Genomic DNA, 24,626 nt, shown 5'->3' on the forward strand with positions numbered 1-24,626 from the left:
CTGGGCGGCACACATCGCACGGCACGGCTCTTGCAGCCTGCATGGAACGACTGTGCAATTTCATGGTAAATGGAAAGTTAAGATGGGACCGCTGGAACTCACACTCTTTGCTTTTGCCGTCGGGTTGACGGCCTGTGGGCTGGCCGGATCGGCTATGGAACTGGCGTCGGGCCGCAAGGTCGCCTTCACCGAACCCTATGTGTCGCCGTCACATGTCTTGCGCTCGCTGCTCGCCACGGCCTGTGCCGGACCCTTCATGCTGGTCAACGATGCCATCGATGCTCGGCGTCAACGCCGCATTTCAACGTTGGCGCTGATGTCCTGCGGCTGCACGGCAATTGCGTGGACCTTGGCGCTGGGCGTCGTCGTGCTTGCCATTGCCTCATGGACGGTCCGTCTCCTAGGGTTCGAGCTGCCAGGCTGAGACGATTCGGAGACCAGAAATGCCGCTTTATGCGATCGATGGAACAGAGCCCAGCTTCACCGATGCTGACTCGAACTGGATCGCGCCCGATGCGACGCTGATCGGCGACGTCAGGGTCGGGCGCAATGCCGGCTTCTGGTTCGGCGCCGTCATCCGCGGCGACAACGAGCCTATCGTCATCGGCGCCGACACCAATGTGCAGGAACATACGGTGATGCACACCGATCCCGGCTTCCCGCTGACGATCGGGGAGGGCTGCACGATCGGCCACCGCGCCTTGCTGCATGGCTGCACGATCGGCGACAACAGCCTGATCGGCATGGGCGCCATCGTGCTGAACGGCGCGAAAATCGGCAGGAATTCGCTGGTCGGCGCCGGCGCGCTGGTCACAGAAGGCAAGGAATTCCCGGACAATTCGCTGATCGTCGGCTCGCCTGCCAAGGCGATCAGGGTGCTGGACGACGCGGCCGTGGCAAGGTTGCGCGGCTCGGCGGCGCACTATGTCGCCAACGGCAAGCGCTTCAAGGCGGGATTGAAGAAGGTCTAACGAGCAGCCTCCGCCAGAAATGGCGGAGCCGGCCCGGGGACGGGGCCGGCTCCTTTCACCCGGTCGTTGGGGACGGGGAGGGTGGGGACTCGACCGGGTTTCTCCTGAAGCGCCTCGCATTCACGCGGCGCGCTTGAGCTCTGTTCTAGCGGACGCTGGCGACCGCGCCGGAGCGGCCGTCATTGATCGTCACCCAAACGCCGGAATTCTGGTCCGACTGGCGCTTGAGATAGGTGTAGTCGGTGTCCGTCCAGGACAGGACCTTGGTCTCGAGATTGTCGAGGATGAATTCTCCGAGGCTGGTGCGCACGGTCAGCACCGCGTGGCCGTCGCCATTCGGCTGGCGCGCCACCGTCATCAGCAAATTGCCGGCCGGCACGCCCGCATCCATCAACTCGCGGCGCTTTTCCAGCGCGTAATCCTCGCAATCGCCATAGCCATTGGCCGGATAGGCCCAATATTCCTCGACACCGTAGTTTTCCATGTCGGTGCGCGGCTTGATGCGGGTGTTGACCGAATTGTTGATGTTGACGATCGTCGCCCACAGTTTGCGGGTCAGTTCGACCGGCGCACCCTTCGGGGTCCGTTCGCTGCATTCGCCAGGACTGCGCTGGCAGAACTCATAATGACCGACAGGCTGGGTGGTGCGTCCGCCGGTGTGCATATAGGTCGGTCCCGCGGCATATGCTGATCCCCAAGCGGAAAGCTGCATCGCCATTGCCACCAGCAACAGCTTGCCCCTCGTTTTCTTCATTGTTGTAGTCTCCCCGTTCGAAGGAGACATTGCCACATGTGGATTTATTTGACGCAAAAGCGCGAAGTAGATATTGAGTAAAACTCCAGTAGAATAAAAATAAAATTTGAATCATTTGAGTATTAATTCGTTTGGATCTTGAGGCGCGAATCTCGGCGCGCGGAGGGCTCCCAAGCCCCGCCTAAAGTGGGCTAAGCATGCCGGTCATGGCGTCGAAAACAAAAAACCGGCCACAAGGGCCGGTTTCCTGGAGTGTCGCTGTCGGGCCTGCTCAGGTGCGTGGCGTGTTGAATTCGGAATCGAGCGTTTCGGGGCGCTGGATCACAGCGAATTCGATGGCGACGCCGTCCTCGAAATGACGCACGACCTGCCCGCGCATGGTGCCAAGCATGACCTGGATGCCGATCGCCGGTTTGACGTCGATCTCGACCGCGGCGCCGGAGAGCGAAAGGTCGATGATACGGCACTGGTACTGGCGGCCGTCGGTGAGCTGCAGCACGCTGGTCGGATTGCGCGGCGCGACGCGCTCGTGGCGGCGATCTTCCGGCAGGTCGAGTTCATGCTTGTTGGCGAGCCAGGTCAATTGCGCGGCCAGCTTGTCCTTCTTGCGATCCGACGCGATGACGGTCATCGCGAAACCGTCCTGCAAGGTGCGCGTGACGACACCTTCGATGCGGCCGATATGATCGATGTAGGCAATGATTTTTTCGCCGGGCATGCCGATGCGGTCGGTGCGAAACGCGACGTTGCCCGGTGACATGTCGACGACCTGGCAGGGGTGTTCGGTGCGGTCTTCCAGCATGAAGCGTCCGTAGATTTTGACCCGGACGCGCTGAAAGTTACGCCTTTCAGCTTGGGACGGCGCATAGTCGACCGCCGCTGACCTCATGACTGCCTATACCCCGTTTGGCATCCCGCGCGCCGATGCGAGGAACTTCATCAGAGAAGTACAACAAAGCGGGTTAACAAAGGGAAAAAGCGGGCGCTCCAAGGTTTCCTTTTTGCAGGCCGTGGTGCCAAAACAGCGGCGCGGTTTTGGGCGACGTGCATCAGGCCGCAAACGGACTATTCCTCGCGCCCGCCATCGAAGACGACGAGATGGCGGATGCGGCGCGCCCGGCCGAGCGCCGAGATCGTCTCGGGTGCTCCAAGTTCATCGGGAACGAGCGAGGGAACATCGATCGCCGGGCGGTTGTTGAGGAGCTCCTTCTCCGGATCTATGACGCGGATCGAATCGATCAACGCGTCGGTGATCGGGTCGGCACCCAGCCAGAAGGGCTTCTCCACGGCGCTGATGACGCCCAGGCAGCGTGGATTTTCGACGCCGCCGTCAAGCGGCAGGGCAAGCAGTTCGAACTTGTTGGAGCGCCCGTTGCGGCTGAAGCCCTCATAGCTGATGAGCACGACCGACTTCTGCTCGAAGACGCCGTGGATCAGCCGCGAGACGAGCCGTTGATCCTTCTCACGCCACAGCGACGGAAAGGAAAACCCTTTGAGTTCTCGGCCGTAGCAGGCGCAAAGCCTGGTGCCGGCGAGCCGGAATACGGCTTGCCCGCGCGTGTCCCGCTCCAGGATAAAGGTGTCGGCCAGCAGCGACTTGATGTCGGCCGGCTCGACCTCTGAACGCTTCGGGGCAGGGCGTCCGTCACGCAGACGGTTCCAATATTGGAACAGCGTGATCGATCCATTCTGGTTCATGCTATGCTGCTCCGCGCATTCTGTCGTCTGATGTCCCATCGGTGAACAGAAGGGCGCCCTCCGATGACCTACATGCGTTGCGGAGCAGGAAGCGTGCCAGCGTCGTTAACACTTGTTCACGGGTCGGGGCCGTTAAGGTTAACAAGTGGTTTACGTTGCGTCGAAGCGAGCCCCGTGGCAAACAAAAACCACTCCAGAAGCGGTCGTTTCGCGACGATCGGCAGCACTTCAGTCAGAGTTTTAGGGGAGCAGGGGGCTCGACCAGCCGTTCAGGGGAAACCTTGAACGGCTTCTTTTTTGATTCGCGCCAGGCGATTCGGGGTTAACGGCGGGCGTGTATTTCTACCTGCCGACAAGTGCTGGCAACCATCCCGGCGGTCGCTAAGGCGGCATCGTCCGATCGCTATGCGACGAAAAATCTGCGTTCCGTGGTCGGCTGGTGTGAACTATCGCTTCTTCCCAAGGCCGAAGGTCAGCGCCAGAGCGCCAACCAACACGACACCCTTGACGAAGTCCTGCGTGTAGTAGGGCGCGTTCAGCATGGTGAGGCCGTTCAGGAGGACGCCGACGAAAATTGCGCCGGCCACCGTGCCGATCACATGCGGGCGACGCTTGTCGAGCACGGCATAGCCGATCAGCGAGGCCGCCACCGCATCGAGCAGGAGCGAGTTGCCGGCCGAGACGTCGCCGCGGCCGACACGCGAAGCGACGATCAGCCCTCCCAACGAAGCAAGCGTGCCGGACAGGATATAGGCCCAGAGTCGATATGCCTTGGTCGGCGCGCCGGATAGATGCGCGGCCGTTTCGTTGCCGCCGATCGCATAGAAGACGCGTCCCCAGCGCGTACGCTCCATCAGGAACCAGGCGAGGATGGCGACCACCGCCATGACCACGACAGACAGGGGTACGGTGTCGAAGAGCCGTGACCGGCCGAGGATCAGGAAAGCCGGATCGTAAGCACCGGGAACGGACGAGCCGTCGGGCAGCACCATGCCGGCGGTGATGGAGCGGCCGCCGGTCGGGATTAGCTGCAGGCCGGCGAGCAGGAACATTGTCGCCAGCGTGGCGAGAAGATCGGGGACGCCGATGCGGACAATCAGCAGTCCGTTCAGGAGGCCTATGAAGGCGCCCATCAGCAAGACCAGACCCATGGTCTGGGCCGCATCCAGCTGCCATACGACCATGGCATAGCTTGCCGCCATCACCGACGAGGCGGCGATGCTGCCCACCGAGAGATCGAAGCCGTCGGCCGACATCGTGATCGAGACCCCGACGCCGAGGATCGCCACGACCGAAACCGCCTGCAGGATGGAGAACAGGTTGGCCGAGCGGATGAAGGCGGGCTGCGCGTACCAGAAGCCGATCACCATCAGTGCCAGCAGCACGAACAGCGCGTAACGGCGCGTTTCGCGGAAAAGCGATGTGCGCGGGGCGGCCTGCTGGACCGTCGTCGGGTTCGTCATCGATGCTCTCCGGCCTTTTCGCTCTCGACCTTGCCGATCTGGTCGGTCAGCGGGCCATGGCCGTCACCGGCCTCGTGAAGGGAGTGATCGCGCATGACGAGGATGCGGTCGGCAACCTCCAGCGCCTCTTCGGTGTCGCTGGTCGCGATCAGCGTGGCGGAACCGCTTTGGCTGTTGCGGATTGCGGAGATCAGGTCGGCACGCGCCCCGACGTCGACACCCTGGAAGGGCTCGTCGAGCAGCAGCAGCCGGCAAGGTGCCGCCTGCCAGCGGGCGAGCACGACCTTCTGCTGGTTGCCGCCGGAAAGCTCGTCGAGCTTGTCATCGGGGCCGCGCGCCTTGATGCCGAGCCGGGCGATCGCCTCGGCGGCAACCTTGCGCTCGCGCGCGACCCGCAGCAGGCCGTCCGGAAACCAGCGCCTCAGATGTGGCAGGGCAATCGTTCCGGCAATCGAGGCGCCGGGAACCTCGGGCGGTAGCAGCGACGATGCCCAGCGGTCCTCGGCGACCATAAAGACGCCGTTTTCGATCGATCGCGCCGGCCCGTTGGAAAGCCACGGTTTTCCATCGAGCACGAAGCTGCCTTGCGCCAGCGTTTCCAGACCAAAAAGCGTGCGCAGCAGCCGGGTCTTGCCCGAGCCAAGCGTACCGGTCAGCGCGATGACCTCGCCGGAGCGCAGATCGAGATCGAAAGGCCTCGCACCGGGAATCAGTTGCGCACCCTTGATGGAGGCGATGATTGGGGCCGCCGAAATCTTGCCGTCATGGGTGGCGGCTTCCAGCGTCCGCCCGATCATGGCCGCAACGGCGGCCGGGAAATCGATCGGTTTGGCAAAGGCGCCGACGATGCGACCGCCGCGCATGACCACGGCGCGGTCGGCGATGGCGGCAAGGTCGCCCAGCCTGTGCGAGATGTAGAGGATTGCCATGCCGCCCGCGCGCAGCCGCCGGATGATGGCGAAAAGCCGGTCCGCTTCCGTGGCCGAGAGGCTGGATGTCGGCTCGTCGAGGATTAGAACGGAGGCCTTGGCCGCGACGGCGCGGGCGATGGCGATCAATTGCCGCTCCGCCGGCCGCAGGTCGACGAAGTCGCGGTCGAGCGGCAGGTCGAGATCGATCAGCGCCGCGATGGCGCGCGCACGCCTGCGGATCGACCGGGCCGAGACGAAGAAGCGCTCGCCCGGCTGGCAAAGTTCATCGAGCAGAAGATTCTCCGCGACCGTCAGTCCGGCAGCCCCCGCCTGATCCGTCGCCTGATGGACGGTCGCGATGCCGGCGGCCTTGGCGGCGCTGGGCGAGGCGAGGGCGACGATCCTGCCGCCCAGGGTGATCGTTCCGGCGTCGGGTACATGCGAGCCTGAAAGGATTTTCACCAGAGTCGATTTGCCGGCGCCATTGGCGCCCATCAGCGCCACGACCTCCCCGGCTGCCACGGTAAGATCGGCTCCAGCGAGCGCGCGCGTCGGGCCAAAGGATTTTTCGATCCCGGCGACAGCGACGGCAATGGGGGCGGCGGTGAGGGACAATTGGTTCAGCCGGTTACAGGTTGAGCGGGAACTGGGAAAGGCAAGCAAGCCAACGGGGCACGGTCGTAATTGTCAGCCGCCATATTCCATGATCGCCAGTCCGGCATTGTAATCCGGCGAATAGACGATGCCGTTGGCGTCGACGAATACGTCGGTCGACTGGATCACTTGCGGCCGATTCGGACGTTTGTCGACCATGCGGCTGGGAGCCGGCGGCACCAGCGCCCCGGTCTCCTTTGGGCGATAGGGATCGGAGATGTCGAAAACGCGCACGCCGGCATTCTGGTAGGTTGCAAAGATCAGGGTGTCTGACACAAAGCTGCCCGGCCGGTTCTCGTGCAGATTGTGCGGACCGAAATGTCCGCCCTTGGCGGTGTAATCGGTCTCGTCCGGGGTCGGCAGGGTCGAGATCGAAATCGGGTTCGCCGGATCGCGTATGTCGAAGATCCAGGTGAGCTTGCGCCCATCCTCCTCATGGTCGAGCACGGCCTCGTCGGCGACAACGAGCAAGCCGCGTTTGAGCAGCGGCAGCGCCGAATGGGTGCCGCCACCATAGGGCGGCGACCAGTTCCTGTGGCTGATCAGCCTCGGCAGGGCAGGGTCGGCGACATCGAGGACGGTCAACCCGCCGTCGCGCCAGCAGGCATAGGCGGTATCACCCTCGACGACCGCATGATGCAACGCATAGCGGCGGCCGTCGGGCCAGCCGGGTGTCTCGCCGCCGGCAAGATGCATTCCTGGAATCCACCAGCGACCGGCCTCGACTGGCCGTGCCGGGTCCTGAAGGTCGACCGTCAGCAGGATGTAGTCGCTGTAGCCGTCGAGAAGCGCCGATACGTAGGCGTAGCGCCCGCCGACGTACCAGATGCGGTGGATGCCGATGCCGTCGACCGGGAAGAAGCCGATCTGGCGAGGCTGCGTCGGCTTCGAGATGTCATAGACGGCCATGCCGGCCGACCAGGTCCGCGCCGCGCCCGAACCAGACGCGGTGCCGATCGTCTCGCCGATCGACTGGGTGTAGTAGACCTTCTCGTCGAACGCGAAAGCGGCGTCGGCGAACAGATCGCGTGCATGGACGACCAACAGCAGATCCTCATGCGTCTGCAGATGGATGGTCCAGGTATTCGGCGGCGCGGGCACGAACACCGTCCCGCCCGGATTCTTGGGATCCCGTACATCGATGATGGAAAAGCCTTGTGACCAGGGATGCGCGACATAGGCGAAGCCGCGATGCACCATCACCTGCAATCCGTCCGGCCGCCCGCCTTGGTCGGAATGACCGATCAGGCGCATGTTCCTGGAATAGTCGGGGGTGGGGACAGAAACCATAATTGTCTTTCAAAAGGTCGGTCCGGCGCACTTTGCCTGTCGCAGCGGGTGGTGTGGCGGAGGCAGGCGCAATCATCCCCCAGCAGGCCGGGGATGATTGTTTGGATCGCTGATTTTGTGAAGGCGCAGAAGCTCAATTCGTCGCCGGGATCCACGGTGCCTTTGCGGCATCGCTGTCCTTGAAGGCCGGGAATTTTGCCTGCAGATCTTCGATCGTCTTGATGTTGTTGTCGACGAGGTCCTTTCTGGTGACGAGCGTCGGCTGGATCAGCACCGAATGGCCGGGATTCTGTCCGGCGATCAGCTGGGCCAGCGCGCGCACCGAAGCCTCGCCGACGACGGCCGGGTTGGTTGCCGCCGTCGCCACCCACGGGCTGTTCGGCTCGAGGATGGCCTGGATGTCCGAGGTCGAGATATCGACACCGTAGATCTTCACCTTGTCTGCCACGCCAAGCTCGTCGATGGCGAGCTTCACGCCACGGGCGAACTCGTCCCATGGGGCGAAGACGACCGAAAGCGTCGGGTTGGCGGTGAGCACGGCCTTGGTCTGGTCGGCGACCGAAGCGGCAACGGTGTCGTTGACCACGCCCCAGGTGGCGACTTCCTTGATGCCTGGGTACTTCTTGCCGAAATCCTTCCACACCGCATAACGACGGTCGAGCGGTGCGAAGCCGGCGACATAGAGGACGCCGCCGTCGAATTTCTCGCCTTGGTCCTTGACCGCCTGGTCGAGCACGAGGCGCGCCATGTCGGCATCGGACTGCTCGACCTGCGGGATCTTGGGGTTGTCGAGGTTGGTGTCGTAGGCCACCACTGGAATGCCGGCGTCAAGCGCTGCCTGTGCGACGTCCTTGATGGCTTCGGGCTGGCCGTTGTTGATGATGATGCCTTGCACGCCGAGATTGATCGCCTGCTGGATCAACTGCCGCTCGGTGTTGATGTCGTTGCGCGCCTGCGAGATGTTGGCCTCGATGCCGAGCGCATCGGCCTGGCGCTTCACGCCGGCCTCGAATGCCTGGAGCCAGTCACCGGAGCCGAGGAAGCTGACGACGGCGATCTTGACGCCGCCCTTATCGAAGGGTGCCGGCGCGCCGGATATGCCCTGCGCCGAAGCAGCGGTGGCGAGACCGGCTATGCCGGCGGCTGCCGCCAGCGAAAGAATATGCTTGATCATGTGGAGACCCCTTTGAAATTGGCCGCATTCTAGGGAGGAGGCCCATCGCTTCCGAGAACGCTCATTGCGAGTTTTTCAAATCCCGGAGCATTTCCACTTCGCTTCCTTTCGGTTTCGTAGCAAATGAAGACGATGCGGTGCCGGGCGTTCGCTGTTGAGAAAACAGAATTGTTCCAACCCGGACATCCTTGCTCTAAAGGACGCGCAGGAATTCCTGGACCAGATGCGCATGAACGAACCGGTAAACCCTTCGGACACGGAACAGATGGACGACGCGCAGCGACGACGGCGCGAGCCGGTGTTCAACCTGCCACCCGTCGTGTTGGCGGTGATCGGCATCTGCGTCGTCGTCTACCTGTTGCAGCAATATGTGTTGAGCGAATCCCAGCAGATGACATTGCTGTATGACGGGGCCTTCATCCCCGTTCTCTACACCTGGCAATACGGCTTCGACTGGTTCCTGTTTTCGCGGCCGTTCACCTATGCTTTCCTGCACGGCGGTTTCGCGCATCTGGCCATCAACATGGTGTGGCTCGCCGCGTTTGGTTCACCATTGGCAAACCGTCTGGGAACGCTGTGGTTCGCGCTGTTTTTTGCCGCAACCGGGTTGGCTTCGGTCGCGCTTTTCTGGGCGATCCATCCTTATGGTGAGGCGCCGCTGGTCGGGGCTTCCGGTGCGATATCAGGCATGATGGGGGCTGCGGCGCGTTTCGGCTTCCGCACCGACCGTTCGGCCGGCAAGGCCGCCTTCGCCGGCCCTGTGCTGCCGATCGCATTCGTATTGCGCTTGCGCGGTGTCGTGATCTTCCTCGCCATGTGGATGGTCATCAATCTCGCCACCGGCCTGCTCGGGTTTGCCCCAGGGGTAGATGGTCAGATCGCCTGGGAGGCCCATATTGGCGGCTTTTTCGCGGGCTTCTTCGGCTTGCGTTGGTTCGACAGGCGATGGCAGGCGCCTGAATGGGAGACGACCGACCACCGCACTTGAAATGCAACCGATCACGGCGCACGATGTTCACTCTTACGTGAAGGCCGGTCAGGGCAGGAACCGGCAGGCAAAGCAGAGGAGGACGCCATGACGGTGAAGGCAATTCTCGAGAGAAAAGGCCATGACGTGTTGACGCTCGGGCCGAACGAAAAGCTTAACGAAGCCATCCGCATCCTGGCAGAGCACAAGATCGGTGCGCTGGTCATCACCAATGGCGATCGCAAGATCGTCGGCATCCTGTCAGAGCGCGACATCGTCCGGGTTGTCGCCCGCGAAGGTGGAGCCGCGCTGGATATCGCCGTGCGCTCGGCAATGACGCCGAAGGTGAAGATCTGCAACGAGAATCACACCGTCAACGAGGTGATGGAGATCATGACCCGAGGCCGCTTCCGCCATCTGCCGGTGGAGAAGGACGGCATGCTCGATGGCATCGTGTCCATCGGCGATGTGGTCAAGCGCCGCATCGAGGATGTCGAGCGCGAGGCCGACGAGATCAGGGCCTATATCGCCACCGCCTGAGCGGCGAGGCGAACCGCCGGCCGGAGAACCGACCGGCGGAGCCGTGGTTTACCTGTTGTCGAGTTCGGAGCGGACGAGCGCGAGCCCGCGCCGGGTGATGCGGTAAGGGCCGCCTCCCGACGAAGAAACCGCCTTCTTACGCTTCAGTTTTCGAAACATATCGAGATCGACGCCCGGATAATGCCAGCCGTCGCGGGTCAGGCATTTGACGGAGGCGATCCGCTTTTTCTCGTTCTTTTCGATTTCAATGCGTCCACCCTGCGCGAGCAGGTGCAGGATGCGCTGTTCTATGCGCGAAATGTCCATGTGAGAGTTTTCCGGGAAAACAAAAAATGCCGCCGCCGCGAAGCTTCGCGGCACGGGGTTTCGGTTTTCTGCCCTGCCTCGCCAGGAGGTCAGGGCCTTACCGGGACTGAGCGTAAGTGGACATCCACTCTCCATTGGAATGAGCGTCCTATAGGCGAACGCGGCTGAAAAGACCAGTCCGTGGCTTTGCGCTTGTCTCTTTTGGCGGTTTGCACTAGCGAAGTTGCAAATCAGAATGTGCATTAATGCAGCTTCCCATCATTCCAGTTCGCAGGCCGCCATGTCCCTTATCGACACCCGTACTCCTGACGCAAAACGCCTGATCCCCGGCGCAACCGGCGACTGGGAGATCATCATCGGCCTCGAGGTCCATGCGCAGGTCACTTCGGAAGCAAAGCTGTTTTCGGGCGCCTCGACGGCCTTCGGCGCGCCGCCTAACGCCAATGTCAGCCTGGTCGATGCGGCGATGCCGGGCATGCTGCCGGTCATTAACGAGGAATGCGTCAAGCAGGCGATCCGTACCGGCCTGGGGCTGAAGGCGCAGATCAACCACAAGTCGGTCTTCGATCGGAAGAACTACTTTTATCCCGACCTGCCGCAGGGCTACCAGATTTCACAGTTCAAGCAGCCGATCGTCGGCGAGGGCACGGTCATCGTTTCGGTGGGCCCGGACCGCCAGGGCGAATTCGAGGACATCGAGGTCGGCATCGAGCGGCTGCATCTGGAGCAGGATGCCGGCAAGTCGATGCACGACCAGCATGCGACCATGTCCTATGTCGATCTCAACCGCTCCGGCGTGGCGCTGATGGAGATCGTCTCCAAGCCGGACATGCGCTCGGCCGACGAAGCCAAGGCTTATGTCACCAAGTTGCGCACCATTGTACGCTATCTCGGCACCTGCGACGGCAACATGGACGAAGGTTCGATGCGCGCCGACGTCAACGTTTCGGTGCGCAAGCCGGGCGGCGAGTTCGGCACGCGGTGCGAGATCAAGAACGTCAACTCGATCCGCTTCATCGGCCAGGCCATCGACTACGAGGCGCGCAGGCAGATCGCCATCCTCGAGGATGGCGGCAAGATCGATCAGGAGACGCGGCTGTTCGACGCCGTCAAGGGCGAGACGCGCTCGATGCGCTCCAAGGAAGAGGCGCATGATTACCGCTACTTCCCCGATCCCGACCTTTTGCCGCTGGAATTCGACCAGGCCTATGTCGATGCGCTGGCCAAGGAATTGCCGGAACTGCCGGACGACAAGAAGGCGCGGCTGATCGCGTCGCTCGGCCTGTCCGTCTATGACGCCTCGATCCTGGTTTCGGAAAAGCCGATCGCCGACTATTTCGAAAAGGTGGCCGCCGGCCGCGACGGCAAGCTTGCCGCCAATTGGGTCATCAACGATCTGCTCGGGCAATTGAACAAGGCCGGAAAAGACATTGAAAACGCTCCGGTTTCGCCCGAGCAGCTCGGTGCGGTCATCGATCTGATCAGGGATGGCACCATCTCCGGCAAGATCGCCAAGGACCTGTTCGAGATCGTCTGGAATGAGGGCGGCGACCCGCGCCAACTGGTCGAGAGCCGTGGCATGAAGCAGGTCACCGACACCGGCGCCATCGAGAAGGCCGTCGACGACGTTATCGCCGCCAACCCTGACAAGGTCGAACAGGCGCGCGCCAAGCCGAGCATGGCCGGCTGGTTCGTCGGCCAGGTAATGAAGGCGACCGGCGGCAAGGCCAACCCGCAAGCCGTCAACGACCTCGTCAAGGCCAAGCTGGGCATCGAGTAGCGCCGTGTTCGTCCGCACCGCAGGTGAACGCGACCTTGCCGCTGTGCGGACGCTGCTGGTGGAAACGTGGCATGCGACCTATGACGCCATTTATGGCGCTGCCAAAGTCGCCGAGATCACCGACGAATGGCACTCGATCGCTTCGCTCCGCTCGCGGCTGACGCGGCCCAACTCGGAATTCCTGGTGGCCGATGACGGCAAGCGGATCGGCGGCATGGCTTTCGCCGCCGCCACCGCCGATGCGAAAATCATCCTGTTGAACCAGCTCTACGTCCATCCGGACTGTCAGCGGCGGGGGATCGGGCAAGCACTGCTCGACGAGGTCGAAGCCAGTTTCCCGGAAGCGCGAACGTTGCGCGTCGAGGTCGAGGAGGCCAATGGCGGTGCCATCGCCTTCTATCGGTCGAAAGGGTTCTTGCCTGTCAGTGCCGCGGAAGAGTCCCGTGATACCTCAAGGCCGACGACGCTGAGTTTCGAGAAACCGCTGGGATAGACCACCGGGATGAATAGAGCGATCAAGCCATGCGTCATCGCGGCGTTTGCTGTGCCGGCTCACGACGGATATGCAAGGGCATGACCAAACTGTCCCGCATTACAGCGCTGGCGCTGCTCGCCATCATCATTTTCGCGACCTTGTCGCCGATCCAGATGCGGCCGCACCTCGCTGAAGCGAATGTCGAGCGTGCCTTGGCTTATGTCCTGCTGGGCTTCGCCCTGGCGATCGGCTTTCCCAACCGACTGTATCAGGTCGTGATCTTTGTGGCTGTGACCGCCGGCATGCTGGAACTGCTTCAGCTCATTGATCCCGGTCGCCATGCACGCCTCATCGATGCATTGGTGAAAGCCCTTGCCGGGGTGGTTGGGATCGTGGCGGGACACCTGATCGTCAGGGCCGGCGGACAAAAGAGCGAGAGCTAGGCGCGGCGGCAATCCGCCGGGAGTGCGGGACCATCGACCTTGGTCGCGGCCCGTGTCTATCTGGCCGAAGCCTTCTCGCTAGGCAGCGGGAACCTCCACATTGTCGATCAGCCTCGTCTTGCCGAGCCATGCTGCCGCAAGAAGACGCCCTTCGCGGTTTCGACGCCATGGCGCAAGCGTCAGGCTTTGGCGTGCCTCGACATAGTCGACCTTCTGAAAGCCGGCGGCGATGAGGGCGCGGCTGGCCTCTTCGGTTGCGTCGCTCTGGCCGGCGCCTGCCGCCAGGGCCGCAGCCGTATTGCGCAATATCACGTTGAGCTGGCGGGCGATCTTCAGTTCGGCCTCATCGAGATAGGCGTTGCGTGACGACATGGCGAGACCATGCGCGTCGCGGATCGTCGGTGCGCCGATGATCTCGACAGGCAGGTCGAGGTCGCGGCAGAGCTGCCTCACCACGCAAAGCTGCTGGTAGTCCTTCTCGCCGAAGACCGCACAGTCGGGCGTTGCCTGCAGGAGGAGCTTTGCCACCACGGTGGCGACGCCGTCGAAAAAAGTCGGCCGAAAGTCCGATTCGAGCCCGGCGGAGGGGCCGCCGACCGAGATTTTCGTGGCGAAGCCGGCGGGATACATCTCGCCAACCGTCGGTGTGAAGGCAAGGTCGGCTTTTGCCGCGCCCAGCCGGTCGAGGTCGCGGGCGAGTTGGCGCGGGTACTTGTCGAGGTCTTCGCTCGGCGCGAACTGCGTCGGATTGACGAAGATCGACACGACGCAGCGCTCGGCTTTTTGGAGCGCGATCCTGACCAGCGAGATGTGTCCGTCATGCAAAGCACCCATGGTCGGCACCATGGCGACACGAAGGCCGTCGCGCCGCCAGTCCCGGATTTGCGCGCGAAGTGCGGCCACGCTGTCGACGACGACGGGTTGGCTCATGCGTCGTCCCTGCTGTTTGTCGCCGAAAAGACATGGCCGGGGCCGGGGAATGTCCGGCCCCGCACCTCGGCTGCGTAGCTTTCAGCTGCACGCGAGATCACGCTGCGCAGATCCGCGTATTCCTTGACGAATTTCGGCACGCGATCGACGGTCAGCCCGACCATGTCGTCGATGACCAGGATCTGGCCGTCGCAGTCGCCGCTGGCGCCGATGCCGATGGTTGGAATGGCGATGCGGCGGGTGATTTCGGCGGCGACCCTCTCGACCGTGCCTTCGATGACGACCGAGAAAGCGCCGGCGTTCTCGACGGCAAGCGCATCGCGAAGCAATGCCGCAACAGCCTCCTCGGTGCGGCCTTTGATCTTGTAGCCGCCATCCTTCTCCACCGATTGCGGCTGCAGGCCGATATGTCCCATGACCGGAATGCCGGCGGCGGCGATGGCCTCGATCTGGCTGATCATGTCGAGGCCGCCTTCGAGCTTCACCGCCTGGCAGCCGGTTTCGTCGACGACCCGCCGCGCCGAGGCGACGGCTTGCGCTGCCGTTGCCTCATAGCTGCCGGCCGGCAGGTCGACGACGACGCAGGCCCTGGCCGAGCCGCGCATCACGGCCTGCCCATGTGCGATCATCATCTCCAGCGAGGCGCCCAGCGTCGTCTTGTGGCCATGCAGGACCATGGCGACACTGTCGCCGACCAGAAGCAGGTCAACATGGTGATCGAGCAGACGGGCGATGGGATAGGTATAGGCGGTCAGGCAAACGATCGGCGTGCCGCCCTTGCGGTGGCGAATCGCCTCGGCGCTGATGCGAATGTCGGTGGTCGGCAATTCCGTGGCCAATCGTCACCTCCTTTGGCCTCAAGCCGGGCTGGATGCAGGCATGGGCGCGCAGAGCTTTAGAAATACCGTAAAGGCTTGGCAAGCGTGCATGCAGTGACCGGCAGGATCACAGGCTTGTGTCGGGTTTCCGGCAAGCCATTTGCGCGCACGCCGTGGCAAAAGCCTTGCCTTCGGCAAGGCCTGACGCCATAAGCAGGAAAACGGGCGCTGCCGGCGCGAGGGTTTTGAAATGAAGACTTTCCTTACGCAGTTTTTCACCTGGTGGAACAGCCAGACGATTGGAACGCGCCTGCACACCTGGCGGTACGGCAAGAAGGTCGGCCAAGACGAAACCGGCAATTTCTACTACGAAGGCGGCATCGATTCGGAAGGCCGCACGCGCCGCTGGGTCATCTACCGCAATTATTCGGAAGCTTCGGCGATACCGCCCGGCTGGCACGGCTGGATGCACCACCGCGTCGACGTCGCGCCGTCCAGCGAGGACTACAAGCCGCGCGACTGGCAAAAGCCGCATCAGCCCAATCTGACCGGCAGCCCGGCGGCCTATCGCCCGAAGGGCTCGGTGCTGACCAATCAGCATCGTCCGCAGGTTACCGGCGACTACGACGCCTGGACGCCCGGGTCGTAATGGTAGGGTGCAGGCCGGTGCTTTATCGCCACAATTGGTGTTTAGCTGCTTGCTGATCAGAAAACGGCGACTAGCCTTGGCGATCGACAGAATCACCCGGGCGCGAACCACCGGTATCCTTGCATGAGCTTTTTCAACCTGACATCGATGGGCGGTCTGACGCTAGCCGCCGGTCTTGCCGTCAGCACCGCGGCGTTTGCCGCTTCGCCGACCCCCGCCGCCCCCGCGCCGGCGCCAGCCCCGGGATCGGACCGGGTTACCAACGCCGTTGCCGAGTTTGCCGGTATCGACAAGATCACCGGCCGCATCATCACCTTCGATGTCTATATCGACGAGACGGTGCAGTTCGGTGCTTTGCAGGTGACGCCGCGCGTCTGCTATTCGCGGCCACAGACCGAAGAACCGAAGACAGATTCCTTCGTCGAGGTCGACGAGATCACGCTGGACCGCAAGATCCGCCGCATCTTCACCGGCTGGATGTTTGCCGAAAGCCCCGGCCTCAATGCCGTCGAGCATGCCGTCTACGACGTCTGGCTGAAGGCCTGCAAGCAGAAGTCGGATGTGCCGGCGCCCGATGGCGCCAAGGCAGACTCGACCAAAGCCGAGGCGCCCAAGCCCGCCGCGGCCAAACCGAAAGCCGCGACCGCTCCGGACGTGACAGAGCCTGGCGTGACGGAGCCGGACGCTTCGGACCCCGATACGACCGACACCAACTGATCCTCCGGAACCGTCCTTGCCACCATACGTTGGAGCACGGATGAGCGCGCATTTATGCGCAGGGAGGATCTTCCGATGTCAGACAGCAAGCGGATCACGGCCGGCAAGGCAGAGTTGCTGGAACTCGAAAAGGGATTCTGGACGGGCGACGCGGCCTACTATACGGCCAATGCCGACACCGAATGCCTGGTGGCGTTTCCGCAGATGGCACAGGCGATGGACAATGCCGATCTCGCCAAGACCGCGACCAAGCCCAACCGCTGGCGCGACCTGAAAATCGACCTCAAGGGTATTATCGAGCCGGGCAGCGACATCATCATGCTGACCTACGAGGCACATGCGACACGCGAGAACGGCGAACCTTACGCCGCGCTGGTCAGCACCGGCTATGTCCATCGCGTCAACGGCTGGAAGATGATGTTCCATTCGCAGACGCCATTGGAAGCCGCCACTGGGAAGTAGGCTCAATCTTCAGGGATAGAATTGGGCGTCAGGGATAGAATACGGCCTCGCCCTTCAGCGCGTCGGCCAGCATCTTTTCATATTTGCCGCGCGGCACGTCGACGGCGCCGAAGCGCTTGAGGTGCTCGGTGGTGAACTGCGTATCGAGCAGCGCGAATCCGCGTGCCTTCAAGCGCTCCACGAGATAGAAAAGGCAGGTCTTGGAAGCGTCCGTCTCCCTGGCGAACATGCTCTCGCCAAAAAACACCCGGCCGAGCGACACGCCATAGAGGCCACCGACCAGCCGGTCCTCGCGCCACGCCTCGACCGAATGACAATGGCCTATCCGATGCAACTCGACATAGGCTTCGCGGATCGGCGCATTGATCCAGGTCGAGCGCCGTTCCACCCGCTTCTCGGCGCAACCGTCGATCGTGGCTTCGAAATCGAAATCGAAACGGATGTCGAAGGGGTTCTTCTTGATCGTTTTCCTCAGGCTCTTCGGTGCGTGAAAACCATCGAGCGGAATGATGCCGCGCGTCTCCGGCCGCACCCAGAACACCTCCGGGTCGCCGGCACTTTCTGCCATTGGGAAGACGCCCGAGGCGTAGGCCTTGAGCAGCAGGTCGGTGGGGATGCGATAGCCGGGCGCGTAGGGGCGGGTCATCGCGTCTCCGCGCTACTCTTCCTTGGCCAGATATTTTTCCAGCCAGTGGATGTCATAATCGCCATTGGCGATGTCGGCATTGCCGACGAGATCGCGAAACAGCGGCAGCGTCGTCTTGATACCGTCGACGACGAACTCGTCCAGCGCGCGGCGCAGGCGCATCATGCACTCGACGCGATTACGCCCATGCACGATCAGCTTGCCGATCAGGCTGTCATAGTAGGGCGGGATCTTGTAGCCGGAATAGACGCCGGAATCGACACGGATGCCCAAGCCGCCCGGTGTGTGGAAATGGGTGATCGTGCCCGGCGAGGGGGTGAAGGTGCGCGGGTCCTCGGCGTTGATGCGGCATTCGATGGCGTGGCCGTTGAACTTGATGTCCTCCTGCTTCACCGAGAGGCCGCCGCCCGAGGCGACGCGGATCTGCTCATGCACGAGATCGATGCCGGTGATCGCTTCCGTCACCGGATGCTCGACCTGCAGGCGCGTGTTCATCTCGATGAAGTAGAACTCGCCATTCTCGTAGAGGAACTCGATCGTGCCGGCGCCGGAATAGCCGAGATCGGCGATGGCCTTGGCGCAGATGCCGCCGATGCGGGCGCGCTCTTCGGCATTGAGGGCGGGCGAGGGCGCCTCTTCCCAGACCTTCTGGTGGCGGCGCTGCAAGGAACAGTCGCGCTCGCCGAAATGCACGCCGCGGCCAAAGCCGTCACCGAACACCTGCACCTCGATATGGCGCGGCTTTTCCAGGTATTTTTCGATATAAACGGCATCGTCGCCGAAGGCGGCACCGGCTTCCGTGCTCGCCGTCTGCAGGGCGATCTCCAGGTCAGCCTCGGTGAGGGCGACCTTCATGCCGCGACCGCCACCGCCGGCCGATGCCTTGATGATCACGGGATAGCCGATCTCGGCGGCAATGCGCCTGGCTTCCTTCTGGTCGGTGACGGCGCCGTCCGAACCGGGCACAACCGGAATGCCGAGGCGCTTGGCGGTTCGCTTGGCCTCGATCTTGTCGCCCATGATGCGGATATGGTCGCCGGACGGACCGATGAAGGTGATGTTGTGCGCGGCCAGTATGTCGGCGAACTTGGCGTTCTCCGACAGGAAGCCGTAGCCCGGATGCACGGCGTCGGCGCCGGTGATTTCGCAGGCCGCAACGATCTGATGGATGTTGAGATAGCTGTCGCGCGATGGCGGCGGACCGATGCAGACGCTCTCGTCCGCGAGCCGCACATGCATGGCGTCGGCATCGGCGGTCGAATGCACCACCACCGTCTGGATGCCGAGTTCCTTGCAGGCGCGCAGCACCCGGAGGGCGATTTCGCCGCGATTGGCGATGAGGATCTTCTGAAACATCAGGCCCGCTCTACTCGATCACGACGAGCGGCATGCCATATTCGACCGGCTGCGAATCCTCGAAAAGGATCGCGGTCACCGTGCCGGCGCGTGGCGAGGGGATCTGGTTCATCGTCTTCATTGCTTCGATGATCAGCAGCGTCTGGCCTTCCTTGACCTTCTGGCCGACTTCGATGAATGCCTTGGCGTCCGGCGACGGCGCCAGGTAGGCCGTGCCGACCATCGGCGAGGTGACTGCGTTCTTGGAAATATCTGCCACAACGGGCAGAGCTACGGAGGCAGCTTGCGCTGCTGCCGGCGCATAGGCCTGCTGCGGCGCTGCGATTGCATGAACAGCCGGCGCCTGCCGCGAGACGCGCACCTTCAGGTCGCCCAGTTCAACCTCGATCTCGGTGAGGTTGGTGTCGTTCAGTATGCCCGCCAGATCGCGAATCAGTTGCTGGTCAACACCGGTCTTCTTTATCGACATTTTCGAGCCTTCTGTTTGTTGGCCGGTCATAGGCGTGCGGCCAGCGCCTGTAGCGCCAGCGTATAGCCGAGCGGCCCAAAGCCACAGATCATGCCGACGGCGACCGGCGCGACCATGGAGACGTGGCGGAATGGTTCCCGCGCATGGATGTTGGAAAGATGAACTTCGGCCACCGGCAACGGTGCGACGGCGCGGATGGCGTCGTGGATGGCAATCGAGGTGTGGCTGTAGGCGCCCGGATTGATGACGATGCCGACAGCCTTGTCGCCGGCTTCCTGAATCCAGTCGACAAGGTCGCCCTCATGGTTCGACTGGCGGAAATCGATCTCGAACCCCAGCGCCGTGCCTGCCTGCTTGCAGTCGTCGGCGATCGCGGCAAGCGTCTTGCCGCCATAGATGCCCGGCTCGCGCTTGCCGAGCGCGTTGAGATTGGGACCGTTCAGGACGAAAACCGTTTTCAAAAAGCCGACCTTTCCCGGCGCCGTCATCAAGCCGGCGCGCTGGGCCCTCTATAATGGGCATAACCGCCCGCGGAAAGAGCGCAAGTGCGTTCTTTCACTGTCCACAACAGGCGGAAATGTGCCCGTGAGAAATAGCTGGCGAGCAAGATCAGAGCGCGGCTTTCGCCGCCTCGATCTTTTCAGCCAGCACTTCCTGCCCGAGCGCCCCGAACACCACCTCGTTGCCGACGACATAGGACGGCGTTCCGGTGATCGCCAGCTTGTTGGCAAGATCGTAGGTCTTGGCGAGGGCCTCGTTGATTGTCGGGTCCTTCATCTTCTCGCGCAGCGCCGCGTCGTCGGCACCGAGCGATAGCGCGACCTTCATGGCCGCCGCCTCGGTGGCGCGCCCCTGGCCACCGAGCAACGCATTGTGGAACTCGCCGTACTTTTCCGGGTGCATCAGGTGGAAGGCCATCGAGACCACGCTCGCCTTCTGCGAATCCGGTCCGAGGATGGGGAATTCCTTGAGCACGAAACGCAGGTCCGGATCGGTCTTGGTCAGCGCCTGCATGTCGTCGATGGCGCGTTTGCAGAAGCCGCAATTGTAGTCGTAGAACTCGACGATGGTGACCTTGCCGTTGGGATTGCCGACGACGCCGTCGAAGGCGGAGTTGAAGATCTGGTCCTTGGCATCCTTGATCACGCCGAGATGAGCGATGCGCTGCTCTTCCTTCTGCTTGGCCTCAAGCGCATCCTGGACCTCCAGGAGGACTTCCGGGTTTTTCAACAAATAGTCGCGGATGATGCCTTCGACCTCGGTGCGGTCGATCTTGGTATTGGCCGCCGCCGTCTCGACCGGCTGCGCGGTACCGGCCTTGGCGATCTGCGGGTTTCCGGCAACGAATCCGAAAGCCAGCATGGCCAGGGCGACCGCAACCCCCGTGGTGCCCAGCAGCAGTGCCTTTTTCATCGTTCCTGTTCCTTCTACCTGTTTTCCGGTCTGGCTATGTCGTGGCGCGCGACCGGAAGGTTCACTTGATCTTGGTTGACGGCCTGTAGTTTATGATATCCTGGGCGCGAAGCCAGCGCGGCTCGCCGCGTTTCATCTGCTGTTGCGCCCGCATGGCGAAAATCTTCGCATCCTTGTAGCTGCCGGAATAAAAATGGCTTTCGGCGGTGGCAAGTTCAGCGCCGGATATGTCGCCCAACTCGCCATAGGCCTGTGCCAGATAGCGATATCCGGCTGAATTTTCCTTGTCGCGACCGAGGCCATTGTTGATCTGCACGACGGCTTTTTTGAGGGAGTCGGGCGTGCCGACGGCCATCAGCGCCTGACCCACGGACACCGGCAGCAGACCGGACCGAGCCGAATCGAGGCTGACCGCCTTGGCGTAAGCGTCCGCAGCTTCCTTGGGTTTGTTTGCTTTCATCAGGATGTCGCCGCGCAGTTCCTGGAAGTAGGCATTTTTCGGCTGCGCTTTGATCAGTGCATTGGTCTTGGCGAGAGCGGCGGCGATGTTGCCGAACAGGTAGGTCGACTGGGCGTCGCCGTACTGCGCGGCGAGGGTTCCTTGCATCTTTCGCATCAGCCGGGACGCGGCCGCCTGGCCTTCCATGTAGACGGCGATCTTCACCCGCATCATGTCATGGCGCTGCTGCAGCGCGGGCGGGTCCGGCCTGTCGACATTGGGGTCCTGTTTCACCAGCACTTCGAGATTGGCGATGCGGTCCTGCGGCATCGGATGGCTGATCCGATACGGATCGACCTGGGCGCCCGAAAGCGACAGTGCGGTCTGGAAGCGGCGGAATGTCTTCAGCATGCCCATGCCGGACTGGCCGGTGGCATTGAGATAGGTGATCGCCGAGCGGTCGGCCGTCATCTCCTCGGTGCGCTGGTAGGCGAGGATGCTGCGCTGTGCCATCTCGCCGCCGCCAGCGGCCACGCCCATGCCAGCGCCGGCGAGACCGCGGCTGCTGGTTGTGGCACCGGCGACAATGGCGCCGGCGCCAAGCAATGTCGCGATGACGGCCATCGTCTTGGCTCGTTCGAGTTGGTCGCGCAGCTTCTGCTGGTGGCCGCCGGCGATATGGCCGGCTTCGTGCGCGATGACGCCGATGATCTCGTTGGGCGTTTCAGCCGTCATCAGCGCGCCGGTGTTGATGAACAGCCGGCGCCCGGTGACGAAGGCGTTGAAACTCTGGTCGTTGACCAGAACGATGTCGATGCCGTCATTCGCCAGGCCGGCCGCCCTGAAGATCGGCCGCGCGTAATCGCGCACCAGCGCCTCGATCTCGGCGTCGCGCACCACCGGCACGTTCTGGGCGAAGGCACTGACCGAGCTCGCCATTGCAACGGCAACGCCAAGCGAAAGCGTCGCGAAGACGCGCGCTGCCTGGGCAATCGTCGATCTGGGTCGGCTCAACATGATGGCTCCACTGGTAGACGAGCGGGCGAAAGATGAAAAGTCGGCGCCGGAAACTTCCTCAACTTGTGATCCTCACATCAATCGGGCATTTGTGCGGCACATGCGCCAGTGCGTGGCGCCGTCAGTCATCGGGAATACTGGTTAAATGGTCGTTTCGCTCTCACGCCGTGGCAATGTCGAGCCCTTCCATGCGATGGACATTCTGGCAGAGGCAAACCGGCTGAAGTCCCAGGGCGTGCCGGTTGTTTCGATGGCCGTCGGCCAGCCCTCCGATCCCGCACCGGTTCTGGTTCGCGCCGCAGCCGCCAAGGCGCTGCAGGATGGACGCATCGGCTACACCGATGCGCTGGGACTGGCAGGTTTGCGCAAGGCGATCGCCGGACACTATGCCGATCACTACGGGCTTGATATCGAGCCCGGCCGGATCGCGGTGACCACTGGATCGTCGGCCGCCTTCAACCTCGCCTTCCTGGCGATGTTCGATGGGGGTGACCGGGTCGCCATCGCGGCACCCGGCTATCCCGCCTATCGCAACATCATGGCCGCACTCGGCATCGAGGTGGTCGAGATCGAGCTCGGCGACGCCGCCTATCTGCATGCCGGCCATCTCGAGACCGCGCATCGTGAAAAGCCGCTGAAAGGCGTTCTCTTCGCCAGCCCCGCCAATCCAACCGGCGCGGTCATACCGGCCGATGAACTGGCGGTTCTGGTGAGGACGGCACAAGAGCTCGGCATCGCCGTCATCTCCGACGAAATCTATCACCGGCTGGCCTATGCCGCCCCCGACACCACGGCGCTGGCCTATGGCGGCGACGTGACGGTGATCAACTCCTTCTCCAAATATTACTGCATGACGGGCTGGCGCATCGGCTGGATGGTGCTGCCGCAAGAGCTGGTGCGGCCGGTCGAGCGCGTCGCCCAGAGCCTCTACATCTCGCCGCCGGAACTGTCGCAGATCGCCGCGATCGAAGCGTTCAGGGCGACCGAGGAGCTGGAGGCGGTAAAAGGCCGCTACGCCTGGAATCGCGAGCTTTTGATGAAACGCCTGCCGGAACTCGGCTTTCCGCTGGCAGCGCCCATGGACGGCGCCTTCTATGCCTTCTGTGACGTCACCAGGCATACCAATGACAGCATGGCCTTCGCACGCAAGATGCTGGCTGAGGCGCATGTGGCGGCAACGCCCGGCCGCGACTTCGACACTCAGGCTGGGCACCGGACGATGCGGTTTTCCTATGCCGGCAGCCACGACGACATGGTCGAGGCAATGGCGCGCATCGAACGCTGGTTGAGGTAGCACCATGCCGGAACTCGAACAGCCCCTCAGACTTGATCAGGCCTCCAAACTTGATCAGGCCCCCAAACTTGATCAGGCATTGGCCGAAGTCGCCGCCGAAATGGCCGATCGCATCGATCGCGGTGATGTCGCTTCCTACATTCCGCAGTTGGGCAAGGTCGATCCGAAGAAATTCGGCATCGCAGCGGTCACCAATGACGGCCGCGTGCTGACGGCAGGGGACGCCGACCAGGCCTTTTCCATCCAGAGCATCTCGAAAGTGTTCACCCTGACACTGGCGCTCGGCAATGTCGGCGACGCGCTGTGGCAGCGGGTCGGCCGCGAACCGTCAGGCAATCCGTTCAACTCGATCGTGCAGCTCGAGCATGAGAACGGCATTCCGCGCAATCCGTTCATCAATGCCGGCGCCATCGTCATTTCCGACATCCTGCTTGCCGGCCACCAGCCGCGCGAGGCGATCGGCGAGATCCTGCGCTTCATCCGTTTCCTGGCCGACGACGAGACTGTTATCATCGACCGCGAGGTCGCGGCGTCCGAACGGGCCACCGGCTACCGCAACTTCGCACTCGCCAACTATATGAAATCCTTCGGCAATCTCCACCATGCGCCGGAACTGGCGCTGGGCGTCTACTTCCACCACTGCGCCATTGCCATGAGCTGCCGGCAGCTGGCGCTCGCAGGCCGCTTCCTCGCCAATGGCGGCAAGAACCCGGCGACCGGGCATTCCGTGGTGTCGGCCGAGCGGGCACGCCGCATCGGCGCCATGATGCTGACCTGCGGTCACTATGACGGCTCCGGCGATTTCGCCTTCCGCGTCGGCATTCCCGGCAAGAGCGGCGTCGGCGGCGGCATATTGGGCATCGTGCCGGGCGTGGCCTCGCTTGCCGTCTGGTCGCCGGGCCTCAATGCCAACGGCAATTCCAAGCTGGGGTCGATCGCGCTGGAAAAGCTGGCCAGGATGATGAACTGGTCGATCTTCGCGCCGTGATG

The 24,626-nt window shown here is 62.8% G+C and carries 28 protein-coding genes; 12 read left to right on the forward strand and 16 right to left on the reverse strand.

Annotation, left to right across the window (positions count from 1 at the left end):
- The first annotated feature begins 82 nt into the window (after positions 1–82).
- Both NKJ37_RS09785 and NKJ37_RS09790 read left to right on the forward strand, forming a co-directional pair.
- Entirely contained in the window at positions 83–424 is a 342-nt protein-coding gene (locus tag NKJ37_RS09785) for a DUF6949 family protein (protein WP_352439925.1), read from the forward strand.
- 19 nt (positions 425–443) lie between these two features.
- On the forward strand, positions 444–971 hold the full coding sequence (locus NKJ37_RS09790) for a gamma carbonic anhydrase family protein (protein ID WP_352609640.1): 528 nt from the start codon (positions 444–446) through the stop codon (positions 969–971).
- A gap of 145 nt (positions 972–1,116) precedes the next feature.
- Here the strand turns inward: NKJ37_RS09790 and NKJ37_RS09795 are convergent, their stop codons facing one another.
- The 7 genes from NKJ37_RS09795 to NKJ37_RS09825 all read right to left on the reverse strand — a co-directional run bounded on the left by NKJ37_RS09795 (position 1,117) and on the right by NKJ37_RS09825 (position 8,915).
- On the reverse strand, positions 1,117–1,725 hold the full coding sequence (locus NKJ37_RS09795; RefSeq protein ID WP_352609642.1) for a transglutaminase-like cysteine peptidase: 609 nt from the start codon (positions 1,723–1,725) through the stop codon (positions 1,117–1,119).
- A gap of 271 nt (positions 1,726–1,996) precedes the next feature.
- On the reverse strand, positions 1,997–2,614 hold the full coding sequence (locus NKJ37_RS09800; RefSeq protein WP_023812149.1) for a PilZ domain-containing protein: 618 nt from the start codon (positions 2,612–2,614) through the stop codon (positions 1,997–1,999).
- 176 nt (positions 2,615–2,790) lie between these two features.
- Entirely contained in the window at positions 2,791–3,423 is a 633-nt protein-coding gene (locus NKJ37_RS09805) for a PAS domain-containing protein (RefSeq protein ID WP_023812148.1), read from the reverse strand.
- Between the two features lie 446 nt (positions 3,424–3,869).
- Complete coding sequence (locus NKJ37_RS09810; protein WP_128304034.1) at positions 3,870–4,886, reverse strand: ABC transporter permease; 1,017 nt, start codon at positions 4,884–4,886, stop codon at positions 3,870–3,872.
- Complete coding sequence (locus NKJ37_RS09815; RefSeq protein ID WP_352609645.1) at positions 4,883–6,412, reverse strand: sugar ABC transporter ATP-binding protein; 1,530 nt, start codon at positions 6,410–6,412, stop codon at positions 4,883–4,885. Before NKJ37_RS09815 ends, NKJ37_RS09810 begins: the two co-directional genes overlap by 4 nt.
- A 72-nt stretch (positions 6,413–6,484) precedes the next feature.
- The gene (locus NKJ37_RS09820; protein ID WP_206638041.1) at positions 6,485–7,741 is read right to left on the reverse strand and encodes an LVIVD repeat-containing protein; all 1,257 of its coding nucleotides are present in this window, start codon (positions 7,739–7,741) and stop codon (positions 6,485–6,487) included.
- Between the two features lie 133 nt (positions 7,742–7,874).
- A complete protein-coding gene (locus NKJ37_RS09825; protein ID WP_023812144.1) occupies positions 7,875–8,915 on the reverse strand; it encodes a substrate-binding domain-containing protein in 1,041 nt (346 codons plus the stop codon).
- A 229-nt stretch (positions 8,916–9,144) separates the two neighbouring features.
- Here NKJ37_RS09825 and NKJ37_RS09830 point away from each other — a divergent pair, with 229 nt between their 5' ends.
- Together NKJ37_RS09830 and NKJ37_RS09835 are read left to right on the forward strand one after the other, a co-directional pair.
- A complete protein-coding gene (locus NKJ37_RS09830; RefSeq protein ID WP_352773779.1) occupies positions 9,145–9,903 on the forward strand; it encodes a rhomboid family intramembrane serine protease in 759 nt (252 codons plus the stop codon).
- A gap of 87 nt (positions 9,904–9,990) precedes the next feature.
- A complete protein-coding gene (locus NKJ37_RS09835) occupies positions 9,991–10,422 on the forward strand; it encodes a CBS domain-containing protein (protein ID WP_352773762.1) in 432 nt (143 codons plus the stop codon).
- Positions 10,423–10,470: 48 nt separating this feature from the next.
- Here NKJ37_RS09835 and NKJ37_RS09840 read toward each other — a convergent pair whose 3' ends face one another.
- Positions 10,471–10,728 (reverse strand): YjhX family toxin, encoded by a 258-nt coding sequence (locus NKJ37_RS09840; RefSeq protein ID WP_128304037.1) that lies wholly within the window; start codon positions 10,726–10,728, stop codon positions 10,471–10,473.
- Between the two features lie 280 nt (positions 10,729–11,008).
- On the opposite strand from NKJ37_RS09840, the gene gatB reads away from it, so the two are divergent.
- From gatB to NKJ37_RS09855, 3 genes are all read left to right on the forward strand, one after another.
- Positions 11,009–12,508, forward strand: a complete 1,500-nt coding sequence (gene gatB, locus NKJ37_RS09845) for an Asp-tRNA(Asn)/Glu-tRNA(Gln) amidotransferase subunit GatB (protein ID WP_128304038.1) — start codon at positions 11,009–11,011, stop codon at positions 12,506–12,508.
- Positions 12,509–12,512: 4 nt separating this feature from the next.
- The gene (locus NKJ37_RS09850) at positions 12,513–13,001 is read left to right on the forward strand and encodes a GNAT family N-acetyltransferase (protein WP_023812140.1); all 489 of its coding nucleotides are present in this window, start codon (positions 12,513–12,515) and stop codon (positions 12,999–13,001) included.
- Positions 13,002–13,081: 80 nt separating this feature from the next.
- Entirely contained in the window at positions 13,082–13,426 is a 345-nt protein-coding gene (locus NKJ37_RS09855) for a VanZ family protein (RefSeq protein WP_023812139.1), read from the forward strand.
- A gap of 78 nt (positions 13,427–13,504) precedes the next feature.
- Here the strand turns inward: NKJ37_RS09855 and panC are convergent, their stop codons facing one another.
- Complete coding sequence (gene panC / locus NKJ37_RS09860) at positions 13,505–14,356, reverse strand: pantoate--beta-alanine ligase (RefSeq protein ID WP_352439929.1); 852 nt, start codon at positions 14,354–14,356, stop codon at positions 13,505–13,507.
- Positions 14,353–15,195 carry a 3-methyl-2-oxobutanoate hydroxymethyltransferase gene (panB, locus tag NKJ37_RS09865; protein WP_023812137.1) on the reverse strand — a complete coding sequence of 281 codons (843 nt, stop codon included), beginning with the start codon at positions 15,193–15,195 and terminating at the stop codon, positions 14,353–14,355. Before panB ends, panC begins: the two co-directional genes overlap by 4 nt.
- A 229-nt stretch (positions 15,196–15,424) precedes the next feature.
- Between panB and NKJ37_RS09870 the strand changes: the two genes are divergently transcribed.
- The 3 genes from NKJ37_RS09870 (at position 15,425) to NKJ37_RS09880 (ending at position 17,002) form a co-directional block, all read left to right on the forward strand.
- Positions 15,425–15,823, forward strand: coding sequence for an NADH:ubiquinone oxidoreductase subunit NDUFA12 (locus NKJ37_RS09870; RefSeq protein WP_013531353.1), 399 nt, complete (start codon positions 15,425–15,427; stop codon positions 15,821–15,823).
- Between the two features lie 123 nt (positions 15,824–15,946).
- A complete protein-coding gene (locus NKJ37_RS09875) occupies positions 15,947–16,540 on the forward strand; it encodes a DUF2155 domain-containing protein (protein ID WP_023812136.1) in 594 nt (197 codons plus the stop codon).
- Positions 16,541–16,615: 75 nt separating this feature from the next.
- Positions 16,616–17,002, forward strand: coding sequence for a hypothetical protein (locus NKJ37_RS09880; protein ID WP_352552314.1), 387 nt, complete (start codon positions 16,616–16,618; stop codon positions 17,000–17,002).
- A gap of 28 nt (positions 17,003–17,030) precedes the next feature.
- On the opposite strand, the gene aat is transcribed toward NKJ37_RS09880, so the two are convergent.
- From aat to NKJ37_RS09910, 6 genes are all read right to left on the reverse strand, one after another.
- Positions 17,031–17,648 carry a leucyl/phenylalanyl-tRNA--protein transferase gene (gene aat / locus NKJ37_RS09885; protein ID WP_023812134.1) on the reverse strand — a complete coding sequence of 206 codons (618 nt, stop codon included), beginning with the start codon at positions 17,646–17,648 and terminating at the stop codon, positions 17,031–17,033.
- A gap of 12 nt (positions 17,649–17,660) precedes the next feature.
- Positions 17,661–19,004 (reverse strand): acetyl-CoA carboxylase biotin carboxylase subunit, encoded by a 1,344-nt coding sequence (accC, locus tag NKJ37_RS09890; protein ID WP_023812133.1) that lies wholly within the window; start codon positions 19,002–19,004, stop codon positions 17,661–17,663.
- 10 nt (positions 19,005–19,014) lie between these two features.
- Positions 19,015–19,473: an acetyl-CoA carboxylase biotin carboxyl carrier protein gene (gene accB, locus NKJ37_RS09895; RefSeq protein ID WP_023812132.1), complete on the reverse strand. Its 459-nt coding sequence runs from the start codon at positions 19,471–19,473 to the stop codon at positions 19,015–19,017.
- Positions 19,474–19,499: 26 nt separating this feature from the next.
- Positions 19,500–19,934, reverse strand: a complete 435-nt coding sequence (gene aroQ / locus NKJ37_RS09900) for a type II 3-dehydroquinate dehydratase (protein ID WP_013531359.1) — start codon at positions 19,932–19,934, stop codon at positions 19,500–19,502.
- 148 nt (positions 19,935–20,082) lie between these two features.
- On the reverse strand, positions 20,083–20,886 hold the full coding sequence (locus tag NKJ37_RS09905) for a DsbA family protein (protein ID WP_352773763.1): 804 nt from the start codon (positions 20,884–20,886) through the stop codon (positions 20,083–20,085).
- Between the two features lie 61 nt (positions 20,887–20,947).
- A complete protein-coding gene (locus NKJ37_RS09910) occupies positions 20,948–22,342 on the reverse strand; it encodes a M48 family metalloprotease (protein ID WP_023812130.1) in 1,395 nt (464 codons plus the stop codon).
- A 145-nt stretch (positions 22,343–22,487) separates the two neighbouring features.
- Here NKJ37_RS09910 and NKJ37_RS09915 point away from each other — a divergent pair, with 145 nt between their 5' ends.
- Positions 22,488–23,636, forward strand: a complete 1,149-nt coding sequence (locus NKJ37_RS09915; RefSeq protein ID WP_023812129.1) for a pyridoxal phosphate-dependent aminotransferase — start codon at positions 22,488–22,490, stop codon at positions 23,634–23,636.
- 4 nt (positions 23,637–23,640) lie between these two features.
- The gene (locus NKJ37_RS09920) at positions 23,641–24,624 is read left to right on the forward strand and encodes a glutaminase (protein WP_352773764.1); all 984 of its coding nucleotides are present in this window, start codon (positions 23,641–23,643) and stop codon (positions 24,622–24,624) included.
- Positions 24,625–24,626: the final 2 nt, after the last annotated feature.

Source organism: Mesorhizobium sp. M0140 (assembly GCF_040322475.1).
Taxonomy (GTDB): domain Bacteria; phylum Pseudomonadota; class Alphaproteobacteria; order Rhizobiales; family Rhizobiaceae; genus Mesorhizobium.